19 protein-coding genes and 1 other annotated feature (1 of these 20 only partly in view) are annotated in these 15,293 nt (G+C 30.8%); all 19 genes read left to right on the forward strand.

Going from position 1 to position 15,293, the window contains the following annotated elements; genetic code table 11:
* Positions 1-187: a binding site (T-box leader), on the reverse strand; it reaches 52 nt to the left of the window's first position.
* A 115-nt stretch (positions 188-302) separates the two neighbouring features.
* On the forward strand, positions 303-893 hold the full coding sequence (locus tag ACTB1H_RS03000) for an HD domain-containing protein (protein WP_463261350.1): 591 nt from the start codon (positions 303-305) through the stop codon (positions 891-893).
* A gap of 41 nt (positions 894-934) precedes the next feature.
* A complete protein-coding gene (locus ACTB1H_RS03005; protein ID WP_463261351.1) occupies positions 935-1,642 on the forward strand; it encodes a hypothetical protein in 708 nt (235 codons plus the stop codon).
* A gap of 25 nt (positions 1,643-1,667) precedes the next feature.
* Positions 1,668-1,844: a hypothetical protein gene (locus ACTB1H_RS03010; RefSeq protein WP_463261352.1), complete on the forward strand. Its 177-nt coding sequence runs from the start codon at positions 1,668-1,670 to the stop codon at positions 1,842-1,844.
* 81 nt (positions 1,845-1,925) lie between these two features.
* On the forward strand, positions 1,926-2,684 hold the full coding sequence (locus ACTB1H_RS03015) for an ABC transporter ATP-binding protein (RefSeq protein ID WP_463261353.1): 759 nt from the start codon (positions 1,926-1,928) through the stop codon (positions 2,682-2,684).
* A 1-nt stretch (position 2,685) separates the two neighbouring features.
* Positions 2,686-4,236: a hypothetical protein gene (locus ACTB1H_RS03020; RefSeq protein WP_463261354.1), complete on the forward strand. Its 1,551-nt coding sequence runs from the start codon at positions 2,686-2,688 to the stop codon at positions 4,234-4,236.
* Positions 4,237-4,246: 10 nt separating this feature from the next.
* On the forward strand, positions 4,247-4,891 hold the full coding sequence (locus tag ACTB1H_RS03025; RefSeq protein ID WP_463261355.1) for an HAD family hydrolase: 645 nt from the start codon (positions 4,247-4,249) through the stop codon (positions 4,889-4,891).
* Between the two features lie 156 nt (positions 4,892-5,047).
* Complete coding sequence (gene pyrB, locus ACTB1H_RS03030; RefSeq protein WP_463261356.1) at positions 5,048-5,968, forward strand: aspartate carbamoyltransferase; 921 nt, start codon at positions 5,048-5,050, stop codon at positions 5,966-5,968.
* On the forward strand, positions 5,969-6,394 hold the full coding sequence (locus ACTB1H_RS03035) for an aspartate carbamoyltransferase regulatory subunit (protein ID WP_463261357.1): 426 nt from the start codon (positions 5,969-5,971) through the stop codon (positions 6,392-6,394).
* Between the two features lie 5 nt (positions 6,395-6,399).
* Positions 6,400-7,614 (forward strand): dihydroorotase, encoded by a 1,215-nt coding sequence (locus tag ACTB1H_RS03040; protein ID WP_463261358.1) that lies wholly within the window; start codon positions 6,400-6,402, stop codon positions 7,612-7,614.
* Positions 7,604-8,473 carry an orotidine-5'-phosphate decarboxylase gene (pyrF, locus tag ACTB1H_RS03045; RefSeq protein ID WP_463261359.1) on the forward strand — a complete coding sequence of 290 codons (870 nt, stop codon included), beginning with the start codon at positions 7,604-7,606 and terminating at the stop codon, positions 8,471-8,473. The genes ACTB1H_RS03040 and pyrF overlap by 11 nt, the downstream gene beginning before the upstream one ends.
* Positions 8,454-9,188, forward strand: coding sequence for a dihydroorotate dehydrogenase electron transfer subunit (locus tag ACTB1H_RS03050; RefSeq protein ID WP_463261360.1), 735 nt, complete (start codon positions 8,454-8,456; stop codon positions 9,186-9,188). Before pyrF ends, ACTB1H_RS03050 begins: the two co-directional genes overlap by 20 nt.
* Positions 9,181-10,086 (forward strand): dihydroorotate dehydrogenase, encoded by a 906-nt coding sequence (locus ACTB1H_RS03055; RefSeq protein ID WP_463261361.1) that lies wholly within the window; start codon positions 9,181-9,183, stop codon positions 10,084-10,086. The genes ACTB1H_RS03050 and ACTB1H_RS03055 overlap by 8 nt, the downstream gene beginning before the upstream one ends.
* Complete coding sequence (gene pyrE / locus ACTB1H_RS03060; protein WP_463261362.1) at positions 10,086-10,649, forward strand: orotate phosphoribosyltransferase; 564 nt, start codon at positions 10,086-10,088, stop codon at positions 10,647-10,649. Before ACTB1H_RS03055 ends, pyrE begins: the two co-directional genes overlap by 1 nt.
* 81 nt (positions 10,650-10,730) lie before the next feature.
* On the forward strand, positions 10,731-11,960 hold the full coding sequence (locus ACTB1H_RS03065) for an NAD(P)H-hydrate dehydratase (protein ID WP_463261363.1): 1,230 nt from the start codon (positions 10,731-10,733) through the stop codon (positions 11,958-11,960).
* A gap of 5 nt (positions 11,961-11,965) precedes the next feature.
* Positions 11,966-13,135 (forward strand): alanine racemase, encoded by a 1,170-nt coding sequence (gene alr, locus ACTB1H_RS03070; protein WP_463261364.1) that lies wholly within the window; start codon positions 11,966-11,968, stop codon positions 13,133-13,135.
* Between the two features lie 90 nt (positions 13,136-13,225).
* Positions 13,226-13,456, forward strand: a complete 231-nt coding sequence (locus tag ACTB1H_RS03075; RefSeq protein ID WP_463261365.1) for a hypothetical protein — start codon at positions 13,226-13,228, stop codon at positions 13,454-13,456.
* A complete protein-coding gene (locus tag ACTB1H_RS03080; RefSeq protein WP_463261366.1) occupies positions 13,453-13,803 on the forward strand; it encodes a type II toxin-antitoxin system PemK/MazF family toxin in 351 nt (116 codons plus the stop codon). The genes ACTB1H_RS03075 and ACTB1H_RS03080 overlap by 4 nt, the downstream gene beginning before the upstream one ends.
* Before the next feature lie 44 nt (positions 13,804-13,847).
* On the forward strand, positions 13,848-13,994 hold the full coding sequence (locus ACTB1H_RS03085; RefSeq protein WP_463261367.1) for a hypothetical protein: 147 nt from the start codon (positions 13,848-13,850) through the stop codon (positions 13,992-13,994).
* A gap of 416 nt (positions 13,995-14,410) precedes the next feature.
* The coding region (locus ACTB1H_RS03090; RefSeq protein WP_463261368.1) for a UvrD-helicase domain-containing protein at positions 14,411-15,293 on the forward strand (883 nt) is incomplete at its 3' end.

Raw genomic sequence — 15,293 nt, forward strand, 5'->3', positions numbered from 1 at the left:
ACCACTTTCTTTCAGACCTATCAGTCCTATTCCATGTAACGTTGGAAATACGAATTTGTCTACTTATAAACCATTTCAACAAATTAGCTTGGGAGTGTACATTGTCTCAGGATATTATCGGATTCCACCAAATACCGACTCTCTTTAAATATTCAGCTGAAACACTTCTCTCCTTCAAAGCTTTTATGTATTAAATACATGATAAATTTATTTTGCTAATCTGTCAAGTAAAATTTTAAAATTTTATTATTTTAGATTATATGTTAATATTATATTAAGTAAAAAAGAAAGAGGACTAATTTATGAGAGATAAGCTGATTAAAGATATAAATTTCATTGTCGAGATAGATAAAATGAAAAGCATTTATCGGAGGACTAAGGTAATTAATGAAAGAAAAAATGAAGATGATGCTGAACACTCATGGCATATTGCTGTCATGGCTATGGTTCTTCATGAATATAGCGATGAAGAAATTGATTTACTTAAAACAATAAAAATGCTTCTAGTGCATGATTTAGTTGAGATATATGCTGGTGATACATTTTGCTATGACAAAGCATCAAATGGAGATAAAAAAGAAAGAGAAGAAATGGCAGCTAAAAAGATATTTGGATTACTAGAAGAAGATAAAGGAGAAGAATTTAAAACTTTATGGGAAGAATTTGAAGCTATGGAAACTATAGAAGCTAGATTTGCAGCATCTATGGATAGACTTCAACCAATGTTAAATAATTACAATAATTACGGAGGGACATGGAAAGAGTATAATGTTACAAAGGAAGAGATATACAAGAGAATTGAACCAGTAAAATATAGCTCTAAAGAACTTTGGGAATTTGTTTTATATATGTTAGAAGATGCATATAATAGAGGGTATATAGTAAAAGAGTAATTATTTTTTATTATGGAAAATAGTAAAATGGAGGGATAAAAATGCTTAAAAATAGAAAATTTGTTTTACCAATATTGCTTATGTTTATCCTTTTGATAACAGGTTGTTCCAGTGACATATCAGAAGAAGAACTAGCAAAAAAAGATCAAGAAATAAACGAATTAAATTCAAAGATAATAGAACTAAATGAAAAAATTGATGAATTAGAAAAACAATTAGAAGAATATAATAGTATAGGAAAATTTGAGAACAATGAAGTGTTATTAAGAGCAATAGAGACAGTAAACTATCTTAAAGATAAAGACATGGAAGGCTTAGCAAGCGTTGTTCACCCATTGATGGGCGTTAGGTTCACACCATATGAATATATAGATTTACAGAATGACTTAGTTTTTACAAAAGATAGAATTGCTACTTTCTTGGATGATACTCAAAGCTATACATGGGGGTTTTTCGACGGGACTGGAGAACCTATTGTTATGACATTTAGCGAATATTTTGATAGATTTATATATGATGCTGATTTTGCTAATCCACAGATGATAGGGAATAATTATTCGATAGGCAAAGGTAATAGCTTAAACAATATAGAAGAAGCATATCCAAATGCAAAATATATTGAATTTCACTTTTCAGGTATTGAACCCGAGTACGAGGGAATGGATTGGAGAAGTTTAAGGCTTGTTTATGAAGAAATGAATGGTATCTGGTATTTAGTAGGAATTGTACATGGAGAATGGACAATATAATTAGACTTTTGAATGGAGGATTATGATGTTAGGTGGATTTTTAATTGGCATTTTTGTGGCATGGATTTTATCTTTTTTTGGTGTAGATTCTATGATTATACAAGGATTATATGAATTGTTTAACATAGAGATAACAAGTGCTGGATATTATACATTATTTGCATTGATTGGATTAGTTGGTGGCGCAATTAAGAACAAGTAATTTTAAAATGGCAAAGATTTGTTAAAAAATTATTTTAGTAGTATACTAGACTAGTAAAATAAATTTCTGGAGGATATTTTTATGGAAACATATATAAAGTCAGTTAATTTAACAAAGAAGTTTGGGGATTATCTTGCAGTTGACAAGGTGAATTTAGATATAAAAAAGGGCGAAATATATGGATTTTTAGGACCTAACGGCGCAGGTAAAACCACTACTATTAGAATGCTTACGGGTACTTTAAGGCCATCCGAAGGTGAAGTTTATATTTGTGGATTGCCTCTAAAAGATAAAGAAATCGAGATAAAGAAAATGATAGGAGTAATTCCAGATGAGCCAAAATTATATGAAGGCTTGAGAGGAAATGAATTTTTAGATTTTATAATCGGAATTTATCAGCTAGACAAAAAAGAAACAATCTCAAAGTTAGAAGAATTAACAAATGCGTTTGGTGTAGATTATTTAAATGATTACATTGGCGATTATTCTCATGGGATGAAACAAAAGTTGATGTTAATTTCAGTGCTAATGAGAGAACCAAGAGTGATGTTTTTAGATGAGCCTACAGTAGGTTTGGATGCAAGATCAGCAAGACTACTAAAAGATTTACTTACTAAGATTGCTCAAAAAGGCTCTACAGTATTTATTACTACACATGTGTTAGAGATCGCTGAAAAGATGTGCGATAGAATAGGGATTATAAATGAAGGTAAATTAATTGCAGAAGGTAACTTAGATGAATTGAGGGCATTGAGTAAAGAAGGGAATACAAGCCTTGAAGATCTCTTCTTAGAATTGACAGGAAACGAAGATGTAGTTGACATAGTGGAGGCACTTTAATATGAGAGAGTTTTTACTATTGTATAAATATGCATCTAAAATTACAAAACCTACTAAGAATAGAATGCTTAATTTTTCTAATGTTCTTGGATGGATTATATCATTAATCTTAATACTTTTATTAACCATACCTTTAGGGATGGCGTTTTACGAAATAGGTAAATCACTAATGATACCACTTTCTAGCTTAGGGTTAGATTATAACGGATACTTATTTGACATTTACATGTTTATTTATCCACTTACATTTGGACTTATGGCAGTATTAACATTAGTGCCAAGTATGGTCTTTAACATATATGAATCAGAAGACATAGAATTTCTTTTTACACTGCCAATTAGAAGATCAAGCATTTTTATTTTTAAATCTATAATGGGTTTGTCTATGGGGATGATTCCCCTTGCAATACTTGTTGTAGTAGGGATATCATATGCTCTATTACTAAAAGTAAACTTAATTCTTAGCATCATAGCAATGCTATTTTTCATTGTATTTTTATTATTTTTATCACTGTTATTGGGGGCGTTTTTTGCTAGGATAATGACTAAATCAAGTGCTAAAATTATTTCACAAATATTTTTGTATGTGAGTATAATATTTTACGTAGTCTTGATGAATCTAATTCCTAGGCAGATGGAAGCCTCGCCTCAAGACATATTAAATAGTTTTAACTCATTTTTCGCGATAATTCATGGTGATTATTCATATTTGTTGCCGATAAATTGGTTTATGTATCTTGTAAACTTAGACATTAGAGTATTTGGTTTAGTTATTTTAGCAACATTAGTTTTAGGATATTTTATCTATAAAAATTCAAATCATTTTGAACTTGAAAGTGGAAGAGGTAAAACGAAAAAGACAAAGGGAGTTAGTGTTTCAAAACATCCTGTAATAAACAAAGAATTGAGATTAACCTTTAGAAATCCACAGAATTTATTTGGTATTGCTTATGCAATTGTATTTCCAATAATTATGCTATTAATAAACAAGCAATTTTTAAGCGGAGCTATGTTTGTAGCTTTATTCGCATCAATGTATACATCGAATTTAAGTATGCAATTGATGAGTGTGGAAAGAAAAACATGGCCACTTATAATGCTATTACCTGTTAATGACAATTTTATACTTAGGGTTAAAGCATTGATTCCGACTGCCATATACACATTTGTATATTTAATAGTTTTAGTGGTTTCATATTTTGCACTAGGGTTAAATCCTATAATGTTTTTAAGTGTCATTCCTATGATTTCGGTATTGTTATTTTCCTCATATTTCGGATTATATTTATACTTAAAAAATCCTAATAGAGATTTTAATGGCCCAGCTGTAAAGCTAAATTTTAGAGAGAGCATATCAGTACAATTTACATCCTTTTTATTCGGATTAGGCACGATAATACCTTTTGTAATGTTAGATTATATCGATAAAAATTCAGAATTATGGTTTAAAGCAATTGCATGGTTTGGACCTTGGCTAATTCTTATAGTCACAGTAGTTATTACAACTAGGGTTATAAATTCAACCAAAAAAATCCTTAATAATTGGGAATAGAGGTGATTTGTTGAAGGGATATTGTTTTGATTTAGACGGAACTTTACTTGATTCAATGTGGATTTGGGATAGATTGCCTTATGATTATTTATTGTCCAAGGGGAAAAATCCTCCTAAAAACATAAGAGAAAAATTAAAGAAATATAGTCTTAAAGAAGCATCATCAATTATAAAAGATGAGTTTAAGTTAAAAGAATCTGCAGATGAAATTAATTTGGAGATGGAGAATATACTTAAACACTTTTATGAGAACAACGTAGAGCTTAAGGACGGAGCACTAGAATTACTTCAATATTTAAAAGATAATAAGTCAAAATTATGTTTAGTTACAGCTACTGAAGAGAAACTTTTACTGCCAGCAATCAAGAGATTGGGGATTTATGAGTATTTTGATTTTATTCAAACTTGTGGCAACGTAGGATTTGAAAAATATGACGTCAATTTTTTTAAAATCTTAATTGATAGATTGAAATTGGAAACTAGAGATGTATTTTTATTTGAAGATGCACTACATTCTATGGAGACAGCTAAGAAGTTGGGAATAAAAGTAGTGGCGATAAAAGATCCAACTAATATTTCAGATTGGGATAAAATAACAAAAGTTGCTGACATTGCTGTAGATAATTTGTCAGATTTAAATTTTGATTATTTATAAATAGTTGTTGATAATTATCTCATACTATGATATTTTAATATAAATAAATACCTTTAAACTAATCCAGAGAGGTTAGTAAGGAGAGCGTGTTAGCCCCCTTATGTATAAGAGGGCATTTATTTTAACGCATCCTTCAGGTAAAAAAGGAGGATAAATATGTTAAAAGGAAGAAGTTTAGTAGACCCAGAGGACTTTACTTTAGAAGAATTAGAAAGCATCTTTGAACTGACTAAAAAAATAATTGAAAACGAAAAGGATTTTAACGACATTTGTCATGGTAAAATCCTAGCTACTCTATTTTATGAGCCTAGCACGAGAACCAGATTTAGCTTTGAAGCCGCCATGCTTAGATTGGGTGGTCAAGTAATCGGTTTTTCGGAGCCAGGCTCTTCTTCTGTAGCAAAAGGGGAGAGCTTAGCGGATACATTAAGAACTGTTGGTGCCTATGCTGATATAATAGCTATGAGACACCCAAATGAAGGAGCGCCAATTCACGGACTGAAGTATTGCCCGGTTCCATTGATAAACGCAGGAGATGGTGGGCATCAACATCCTACTCAAACATTAACAGATTTATTTACTATTTTAGATGCACATAAGAGATTAAACAATCTCACAATCGGCTGTTGTGGAGATTTAAAATTTGGCAGAACTGTACATTCACTTCTCAAAGCAATGTCTAGATATGAAAATGTAGACTTTGTTCTAATTTCACCTCATGAATTACAAATCCCAGATTACTTAAAAGAAGATTTGAAAAGAAAAAACATAAAGTTTCAAGAAGAAGAAAGGCTTGAAAATGTTATTGACAAATTAGATGTTCTCTATATGACAAGAGTTCAAAAAGAAAGATTTTTCAACGAAGCAGACTATGTTAGACTAAAAGATAGCTATATATTGGATCTAGAAAAATTAAAAAATGCAAAAGAAAACCTTGCTATACTACATCCACTCCCAAGAGTAAATGAAATAAAAATAGAAGTTGATGATGACAAAAGAGCTTGGTATTTTAAACAAGTTAAAAATGGGATGTTCGTAAGAATGGGACTTATTATAAAGCTATTGGGGGTAAGATAAATGTTAGAAATAACAAGTATAAAAAAGGGAATTGTCATAGACCATATAAAACCAGGAATGGGATTAAAAATATTCGAATATCTAAAATTAGATAAGGCAGATTACACTGTGGCTTTGATAATGAATGCATCGAGCAAAAAATACGGAAGAAAAGACATAATAAAGATTGAAAATACATTAGACATTGACTTAAATGTATTAGGGTTTTTAGATCCTAATATAACTGTCAATATAATTGAAAATGAAAAAATAATTGATAAGATAAAATTGGCTATGCCTGAATATGTTGAAGATATAATAAAGTGCAAAAATCCTAGATGTATAACTACTGTAGAGAGAGAAATAACTCATAGATTTAAGCTAGTAGATGAACAAAATGCAACCTATAAATGTGTGTACTGTGATCATATATATAAATGGGAGTAATTCAAATGCTTATAAAAAACATTCGTCTAGTTGACGAAGGAAAAGATTTTTTTACAGATGTACTGATAATAAACGATAAAATAGTTCAGCTTAAAGAGTCAATAGAACTAGAGGATGAAGAAGTCATCATTAATGGAGAAAATCTTGTATTGATGCCATCTTTCATAGATTTACATGCTCACTTTAGAGACCCAGGTTATACTTATAAAGAAGATATCTTGACTGGTAGCAGAGCTGCGGTTAGAGGTGGGTTTACTTATGTAAATTTAATGGCAAACACCAATCCTATTTGTTCAAATGAAAAAATAGTTTCTTATGTATTAGAAAAAGCTAGGAATATTGGATTGATTGATGTAAATCAAACTCTTTCCATAACAGAAAACTTTGACGGAGTTACTCTAAGTCATTTGGATAATATTTCTAACGCAATCAAAGTAATATCTGATGATGGCAAAGGAATAAAGAGTACAAGAGTTATGTATGAAGCACTCATTAAAGCAAAAGAGAAAGATTTAGTTGTATTGGTACATGCAGAGGATGAAGAAATATCAAAGATCGACTATAGACTAGCAGAGAATTTGGAAACAGTTAGAGATATATATTTAAATAAAAAAATAGGTGCAAAATTGCATTTAACCCATGTTAGCACAAAAGAAGCAATTGAGGATATAGAGAGAGCTAAGAAAGACAATGACAATGTAACATGCGATGTGACACCCCATCACATCGCATTATGGGATAATGATTATAGAGTAAATCCACCAATTAGAGAAAAAGAAGATGTAGATATACTAATAAAAGCCATAAGAGATGGAGTGATAGATGCAATAGCAACTGATCATGCTCCTCATAGTGTAGAAGACAAACAAAAGAATGCTCCGGGAATGGTAGGTCTAGAGACTGCTTTTAAAGTGGCTTATACGACTTTAGTAAAGCCAAATCATATTGATTTAAAAAGACTTTCCAGTTTATTAACCTATGGACCTGCTAGAATACTGGGCTTAGAATATGGAAGATTAGAAAACGGAAGTAAAGCTAATTTTGTCATAGTAGATCCAGAAAAAGAATCTACTGTAGATTCAAATAAATTCCATTCAAAATCAAAGAACACTGCATTCGAAGGTATGAAATTTAGTGGCGAAGTATTAATGACTGTTAAAGATGGGGATATAAAGTACATCGATGAAGATTTTAAAAAGGAGAGATTTTGTGATAATTGATAAGCTCTATAAGAGAGTTGAAGAAAAGGGATGCGTATGCGTAGGACTAGATACTGACACTGATTATATACCTACTCAAATTAAAAACAAATATCAGGATATTGATGAAGTTGTATTTCAATTCAATAAAAGGATTATTGATGCTACTTATGACATTGTAAGCACATACAAATTACAAATAGCATACTATGAAGCTTTAGGTGTAAAAGGATTGATGGCTTACTCAAAGACTTTAAAGTATCTAAAATCAAATGATCTAATTTCAATAGGGGATATTAAGAGAGGAGATATATCAACTACAGCAACTATGTATAAAAAAGCACATTTTGAGGGTGAATTTGAAGCTGATTTTGTCACTTTAAATCCTTATATGGGATTTGATAGTATTACTCCTTATTTAGATAATGTAGCAAATGGTGACAAGGGGATATTTGTGCTTCTTAGAACTTCTAATCCAGGCGCTAAGGATATAGAATATTTAAAGTGCGAAGATGGCAGAGAAATTTACTTTCATGTAGGAGATAAACTCTATGAATTATCAAACAAATACTTATCTTCATGTGGATATTCACCCATAGGAGCTGTAGTAGGCGGAACTTATACTGATGAAGCGATAGAGATAAGAAACAGATATGATAAAATGTTCTTCTTAATTCCAGGATATGGAGCACAAGGAGCTAAAGGAAAAGATGTAAAATTATATCTTAAAAATGGAAACGGTGGGATAGTTAATTCTTCAAGGGGAATTATTATGGCGCATAAAGGCAAAGAAAATGAATATGAGAATTTCAATCAATATATTAGAAAAGCAGTATTTGACATGAGGGAGGATATTGGTTTTGAAAGAGACAAATATTAAATGCAAGGTCTTAAGCAACAATGAAATTGCTAAAAATATATATGAAATTACTTTGCAAGGCAATATTTCAGGTATTCCAGGCCAGTTTTACATGGTAAGGGCATGGGAAGGTCTTGATCCTTTTCTATCAAGACCTCTCAGCATATCTGATATAGAAGGTGATATTATCCATTTCGTATATGAGGTAAAAGGAAAAGGGACTAAAGAATTGTCCTCAATGAAGACAAATGAAGTAGTACAATTAACTGGGCCTTTAGGCAATGGTTTTATTATAAAAGAGAATATGAGATCTGCTGTAGTTAGTGGCGGGATAGGTATAGCACCAATGATTTATTTGCTTAAGCAGAACCACAAAATGATGGATATGTTTGCTGGTTTTAGAGCAGAACCATATTTAATTGATGTATGCAATGCTCACTCTAAAAACTTGTATGTTGCATCAGAAGAAGGTTTAGGTGGGTATAAGGGGTTTGTTACAGAGCTAATAAATGTTGAGGATTATGATGTTATATATGCTTGTGGGCCTCATCCTATGTTAGAAGCATTAGCTGAGGGCAATAAAGATAAAGCTATACTTTATGTGTCAATGGAAAAATATATGGCTTGTGGTATAGGAGGTTGTTTAGGATGCACAATCCAAACAAGAAATGGAATGCGGAGAGTTTGTAAAGACGGTCCAGTTTTTGAGGCTAAAGAGGTGTATTTTGATGAATAGCAATGTAGAGTTTTTGGGGATAAATTTTAAGAACCCTGTAATTGCAGCTTCAGGAACTTTTGGCTTTGGCAAAGAGTATGATGAATATTTTGATATAAGCGTATTAGGTGGAATTTCCACAAAAGGACTGACATTGCATGAAAAGATCGGAAACTTTGGAAGGAGAATATATGAGACCCCTTCAGGACTTATGAATAGCATTGGTTTACAAAATCCAGGGGTTGATAAATTTATAGAAGAGGAACTTCCGTTTTTATTGAGCAAGGACATTGTGATATTAGCAAATTTAGGCGGTGGAAGTATTGAAGAGTATGTTTTAGGAGCTATGAAATTAAATGAAACAGACATACCTATTATAGAGCTCAATATATCTTGCCCTAATGTAAAAGAAGGCGGGATGGCGTTTGGAATTGATGAAAAAATAGCTTATGATGTAGTCAAAGAAGTAAGAATGGTGACAAATAAAAAATTGGTTGTAAAACTTTCACCAAACGCTAATGATATCTCTAAAATGGCACAAGCTTGTGTAAAAGCAGGTGCAGATGGATTGTCTTTGGTTAATACTTTCAATGCACTTGCAATTGACATATATAAGAGAAAACCTATATTCAATAATATAACAGCTGGGTTATCAGGGCCATGTATTAAACCTATTGCGTTACGAATGTTATATGAAGTAAAAAAAGCAGTCGATGTGCCACTCATAGGCATAGGCGGAATAACAAACTTTGAAGATGCAATTGAATTTATCATGGCGGGAGCGGATTTAATACAAGTAGGCAGTGCAAATTTTAGAGATATATATGCTTCAAAGAAAATTGCAGAGGGAATTGAAGAGTTTATGGCAAAAGAAAAAATAAGCAATTTGAAAGAAATTAAAGGGATTATAGGAGGTTAATGATGGAGATATTAAATCTGCTGGTTGAAACAGGAGCCGTTTTAGAAGGACATTTTTTATTATCATCAGGTAAACATAGTGACAGATACATTCAGTGTGCAAAATTGCTACAATACCCAGATAAAGCTGAGATTGTAGTAAAAAAAATAGTTGAAAAAATAAAAGATCTGGATATAGATATTGTGGTTGGTCCAGCTATGGGTGGCATTATCGTAAGTTATGAAATCGCAAGGCAACTAGGAAAGCCTGCTATATTTACAGAAAGAGAAGATAATATTATGAAATTGAGAAGAGGATTTGAGATTTTAGAAGGGCAAAATGTACTTATTGCAGAAGATGTAATAACAACTGGAAAATCTTCATATGAAACTATTGAAGTAGTTGAGAGCTTAGGTGGGAAAGTCATTGGGATCGCAGCAATTATAGATAGAACAGTAGAAGAGATAAATCTACCTATATACTCTGCGCTAAAATTAGATGCAAAAGCATATGATGCAGATGAATGCCCAATATGCAAAACTGGTTTACCTTTAGTAAAACCAGGAAGCAGAAAGTTTAAATAAATTTAATGTTTTGAAATATTATATAACACCTCTTTTAATTTAATAAAATAGGTGTTATTCTATTAATGTGGAGATGATGTTATGCTAACAGGAATTGATATTGTAAAAAATGAAAGAATTCAAAAATTGATACAAACTAATAAAGATACTTTTTACAAAAGGGTTTTTACTAAAGATGAGATAAATTATATTAGAGACAAGAGAGATTCGATAGGAACAATTGCAGGGTTATTTGCAGCAAAAGAAGCCGTTTCTAAGATGTTAGGCACTGGAATCGGAGAGATATCATGGACAGATATTGAAATTTGCCATAGTGGCAAAGGAAAACCATACCTAAATATCAACGATAAGCTTAAAACAATATTTAGAATGTTGGGCATTAAAGAAGTAGATATTTCTATTTCTAATGAGAAAGAATTTTCAATAGCAGTTGCGGTAGCTGTATCAAATAAAGGCTTAGAAGTAGGAATACCAAACAACATGCCATATAGGCTAAATAAAAGAAAAGTAGATTCGCATAAAGGAGATTTTGGGAAAATTGGAATCGTGGCTGGAAATATTGGAATGACTGGATCTTTATATTTAGCATTATATGGGGCGTTAAGAAGTGGTTCAGGACTTGTTTATGGATTGGTAAATTCACAATTACTAAAAATACCTAGTATTGCTCCTACAGAGGCAATATTGAGAGATTTAGAAGATTTTACATTGAAAAAAATGGAAATAAACGATTTTTCATCATTATTGGTTGGTCCGGGAATAGGTGTTGGTTATAAACAACTCACGTATATAAATTATTTTGCCAAAGAATTTAACAACACAATTGTAATAGATGCAGATGGTTTAAATAATATTATAAATGATTTAGATATTTTAAGTAATAGAAATGGGAAAACAATAATTACACCTCATCCTGGTGAAATGTCGAGATTGATTAGGAAAGATATTCGATATATTAATGACCATAGAGAAGAGTGTGCTGTTAGTTTTTCACAAGAACGAAACGTAATTACTGTTTTGAAAGGGCATGAAACTATAGTAACAGATGGAGAAAATGTTTATAAAAATTTCTCTGGGAATCCAGGGATGGCTACAGCCGGAAGCGGAGATGTACTTGCAGGAGTTATCACTTCATTAATAGGGCAAGGTTATGATGCTTATGAGGCATGTGTAATGGCTGTTTATGCACATGGGCTTGCTGGAGATTTAGCTAGAGAGAAGTACGGCGAGTATGGTATGATTGCTAGAGATATCATTGAATTTTTGCCAAAAGCTTTGGAGTTTATAGAAGATAAAACGCAATGGAGTTGAATATGATGGATTTAAATCATAGAGAGGCATATTTAGAAATAAATTTAGATAATTTAGAACACAATTATAGAGAAATAAAAAAAATAGTAAGTGAAAAATCTATAATTATGCCTGTTATAAAAGCTAATGCTTACGGACATGGCGCTGTTAACTATGCAAAAAAACTTTTAGAAATAGGAGCTACGAGATTTGCTGTTTCGATATTGGATGAAGCAATAGAATTGAGAAAAGCTAATATTAACGTCCCAATAATGATACTTAACTATACTAGCCCAATACGATTTAATGAATTAATACATTATGATTTAATTCAAACAATTTACGATTACAATAATGCTAAAGCACTTTCTGAACAAGCAAATAAACTTGATAAAACTGTAAAAATTCACATTAAAATTGACACTGGAATGGGAAGACTTGGGTTTTTACCAAGTGATGAGACTATAGAGGAAATATTAAATATAAATTCTCTCTCAAATATTGAGATAGAAGGCATATTTACTCATTTTGCAAGAGCTGATGAAAAAGATAAAACCCCAACAGTTGAACAATTTAACAAATTCATGAATGTAGTAAATGCTTTAGAACAGAGAGGATTATCAATAAAATTAAAACATGTATCGAATTCTGCTGCTATAATAGATATGCCTGAATATAATTTAGATTTAGTAAGACCTGGGATTATATTGTATGGACTTTATCCTTCTGATGAGGTCAATAGAGATAAAATAAAATTAAAACCAGTAATGGCTCTTAAAGCTAAGATATCTAATGTGAAAATAGTCCCAGAGAATACTGGAATAAGCTATGGACATAAATTTGTAACTAAGCATACTACAAAGATCGGAACAGTTCCAATAGGATATGCAGATGGATTTACAAGACTGCTCTCAAACAAAGGGAATGTGTTTGTAAAGGGTGAAAAGGCAAGTATTGTAGGGAATATTTGCATGGATCAGTTTATGTTGGATTTAACAAAAATTCAAAATATAAATATTGGCGATGAAGTAGTATTATTTGGAGATAGTGAATATGGTTATCCAAGTGTAGATGAAATCGCTAAAACTATAGGGACTATTAATTATGAGATAGTATGTATGATGAATAGGAGACTTCCTAGAATATATTATGAAAACAATAAGGTTGTAGATGTCGTCGAATATTTGTTAGATTGATATTTATATTGACACTCTTTTTAGAAAAGTTATATAATCATCATATATTAAGTTTTCATTTCTCTAAGCTTATATAAGGGGGTGGATTTATTGGCACAAGTTAATTTTGGGCTTCCTGTGATACTCAATGAAAATGACATCATGTTTAAGCAATTAAAGTATTTATGCAATAATGGTTGTAAATGTAAGAAATATCAAGAATTTATAAAAGCATACGAGGAAGTCAGCCAAATCAACTTAACCCTTGCAGAAATTGGCATTGAGGAGGATATGATTGACTTGATGTATTACGAAATAAACTTGGAGCATAGATATATATGATAGTAAAACGCGGAGAAATATATTACGCAGATTTAAGTCCTGTGGTTGGCTCAGAACAAGGAGGAGTAAGGCCAATACTTATCATCCAAAACGATGTTGGGAATAAGTATAGTCCAACAGTTATAGTAGCAGCTATTACTTCACAAATAAACAAAGCTCGGCTGCCTACCCATGTTGAAATTACTGCTCAAGATTTTGGGCTACCTAAGGACTCAGTTGTATTGTTGGAACAAATAAGAACAATCGACAAAAAAAGGCTTAGAGAAAAAGTGGGAAAATTTGATGATGATATGATGAAAAAAATTGATGAGGCATTAAAGATAAGTGTTGGACTTGGTGATTATTAATAATTTACATATTTTAGCGAAAATAAGCACTTTGGTGGTTAAAAGTGCTTATTTTTATACTTATAAAAAATAATACAAATAAATTGGTGTATTTTGAATATACTTTAGATGTAAATTCATCTATAGCTAGGGAAAAAGAAATTAGTACAGGCTGCAAATCCATTATGGAAAGATTTAGCGGAGTAGTTTAAAAGATAAGATTCTTCGCTATGCTCAGAATGACAGGATTTTGAAATATGATTAAAATTATGGGCTTGTCATCCTGAACGAAGTGAAGGATCTTATTACATATTATTACTATCATATGTAGCAAATGAATGATAATATGCATCTGTAAATGTAAATCACAATTTAACATAAAATAGGCTGAAAGAATTATCCATACTTTGAACACATCGCTACTTTCATTTATTTTTATATCTACTTATTTGACAAGTCGCATGATTGTTTTATTCAAACTCCTTAATCTTAGAATTAAGGAGTTTTTTGCATATATGTATTTTTAATATAGAAGAAATATATGCACAGCTTAACTATTATATTGAATATTAATAAATTACAGTATAAAATTAATGTAATTTATATATCATATAATCGAGGTGATTTTTTGTTTAATAGAGTTATAGATACAATAAAAAGGAATGAAAAAGTAATATATTTAGCACCTTCAGATGAACTAATTGAATTTGTAAGAGAAAGTGTACTTAACGAGTTAGGGGCATTATATGATATCGATGTTATAACATTCGATGATTTAGCAATGAATATTTCAAAGGATTTTATAGAGGAAAGAGAAGTTATTTCAGAGGAAAGTTCACTAATAATTTTAGAAAATATAATAAAAAAGATGCATGATGATCAAATGTTGGATTATTTTGATAAAGTTTATAACAAAAATGGATTTATCATAAATATATTAAACGAGATTAGAACTTTAAAAGATGACAACATAGGATATGAAGATCTTTTGAAAAAAATTAGCTCAATAAATGATCAAGTTATCTACAATAAATCGATTGAACTAGCTGAAATATATAAGGAATATACAAATAAACTTAAAGAACTAAACTTACTAGATTTAAATGACTTAATATTTATAGCAATTGAAAACATAGATAAAACGAGATTTTTTGATGGGGTAAATATGTTTATAATCGATGGCTATATTGATATATCAAATAGTGAAGAGATGTTGATAAAGGCAATAAAAGATAACTTCAATATGGATTATATTTATCATTTACCTCTAGATATACCATTTGTTAGATCTTTTGCAGAAAATGAAATTTTAAAATTTGTAAAAGAAAACAATTTTGAAATAATATATGATGACTTTATTAAAAATAGTAAATACAAAGAACTATCCAGTGTGATATTTGAATCTGGAAAAGTTAAGTGTAGTGGAATTGAAATCATTGATGCTCCATGTATTGAAGATGAGATAAGACAAGTTGCTGGTAAGATAAAGGATATATCGATGCAGAACGAAA

It is taken from the genome of Soehngenia sp., from assembly GCF_055108775.1.

Coding starts and splice junctions, on each gene's coding strand:
- ACTB1H_RS03000 (WP_463261350.1), top strand. CDS start 303: ATGAGAGATAAGCTGATTAAAGATATAAATTTCATTGTCGAGATAGAT.
- ACTB1H_RS03005 (WP_463261351.1), top strand. CDS start 935: ATGCTTAAAAATAGAAAATTTGTTTTACCAATATTGCTTATGTTTATC.
- ACTB1H_RS03010 (WP_463261352.1), top strand. CDS start 1,668: ATGTTAGGTGGATTTTTAATTGGCATTTTTGTGGCATGGATTTTATCT.
- ACTB1H_RS03015 (WP_463261353.1), top strand. CDS start 1,926: ATGGAAACATATATAAAGTCAGTTAATTTAACAAAGAAGTTTGGGGAT.
- ACTB1H_RS03020 (WP_463261354.1), top strand. CDS start 2,686: ATGAGAGAGTTTTTACTATTGTATAAATATGCATCTAAAATTACAAAA.
- pyrB (WP_463261356.1), top strand. CDS start 5,048: ATGTTAAAAGGAAGAAGTTTAGTAGACCCAGAGGACTTTACTTTAGAA.
- ACTB1H_RS03035 (WP_463261357.1), top strand. CDS start 5,969: ATGTTAGAAATAACAAGTATAAAAAAGGGAATTGTCATAGACCATATA.
- ACTB1H_RS03040 (WP_463261358.1), top strand. CDS start 6,400: ATGCTTATAAAAAACATTCGTCTAGTTGACGAAGGAAAAGATTTTTTT.
- ACTB1H_RS03055 (WP_463261361.1), top strand. CDS start 9,181: ATGAATAGCAATGTAGAGTTTTTGGGGATAAATTTTAAGAACCCTGTA.
- pyrE (WP_463261362.1), top strand. CDS start 10,086: ATGATGGAGATATTAAATCTGCTGGTTGAAACAGGAGCCGTTTTAGAA.
- ACTB1H_RS03065 (WP_463261363.1), top strand. CDS start 10,731: ATGCTAACAGGAATTGATATTGTAAAAAATGAAAGAATTCAAAAATTG.
- alr (WP_463261364.1), top strand. CDS start 11,966: ATGGATTTAAATCATAGAGAGGCATATTTAGAAATAAATTTAGATAAT.
- ACTB1H_RS03080 (WP_463261366.1), top strand. CDS start 13,453: ATGATAGTAAAACGCGGAGAAATATATTACGCAGATTTAAGTCCTGTG.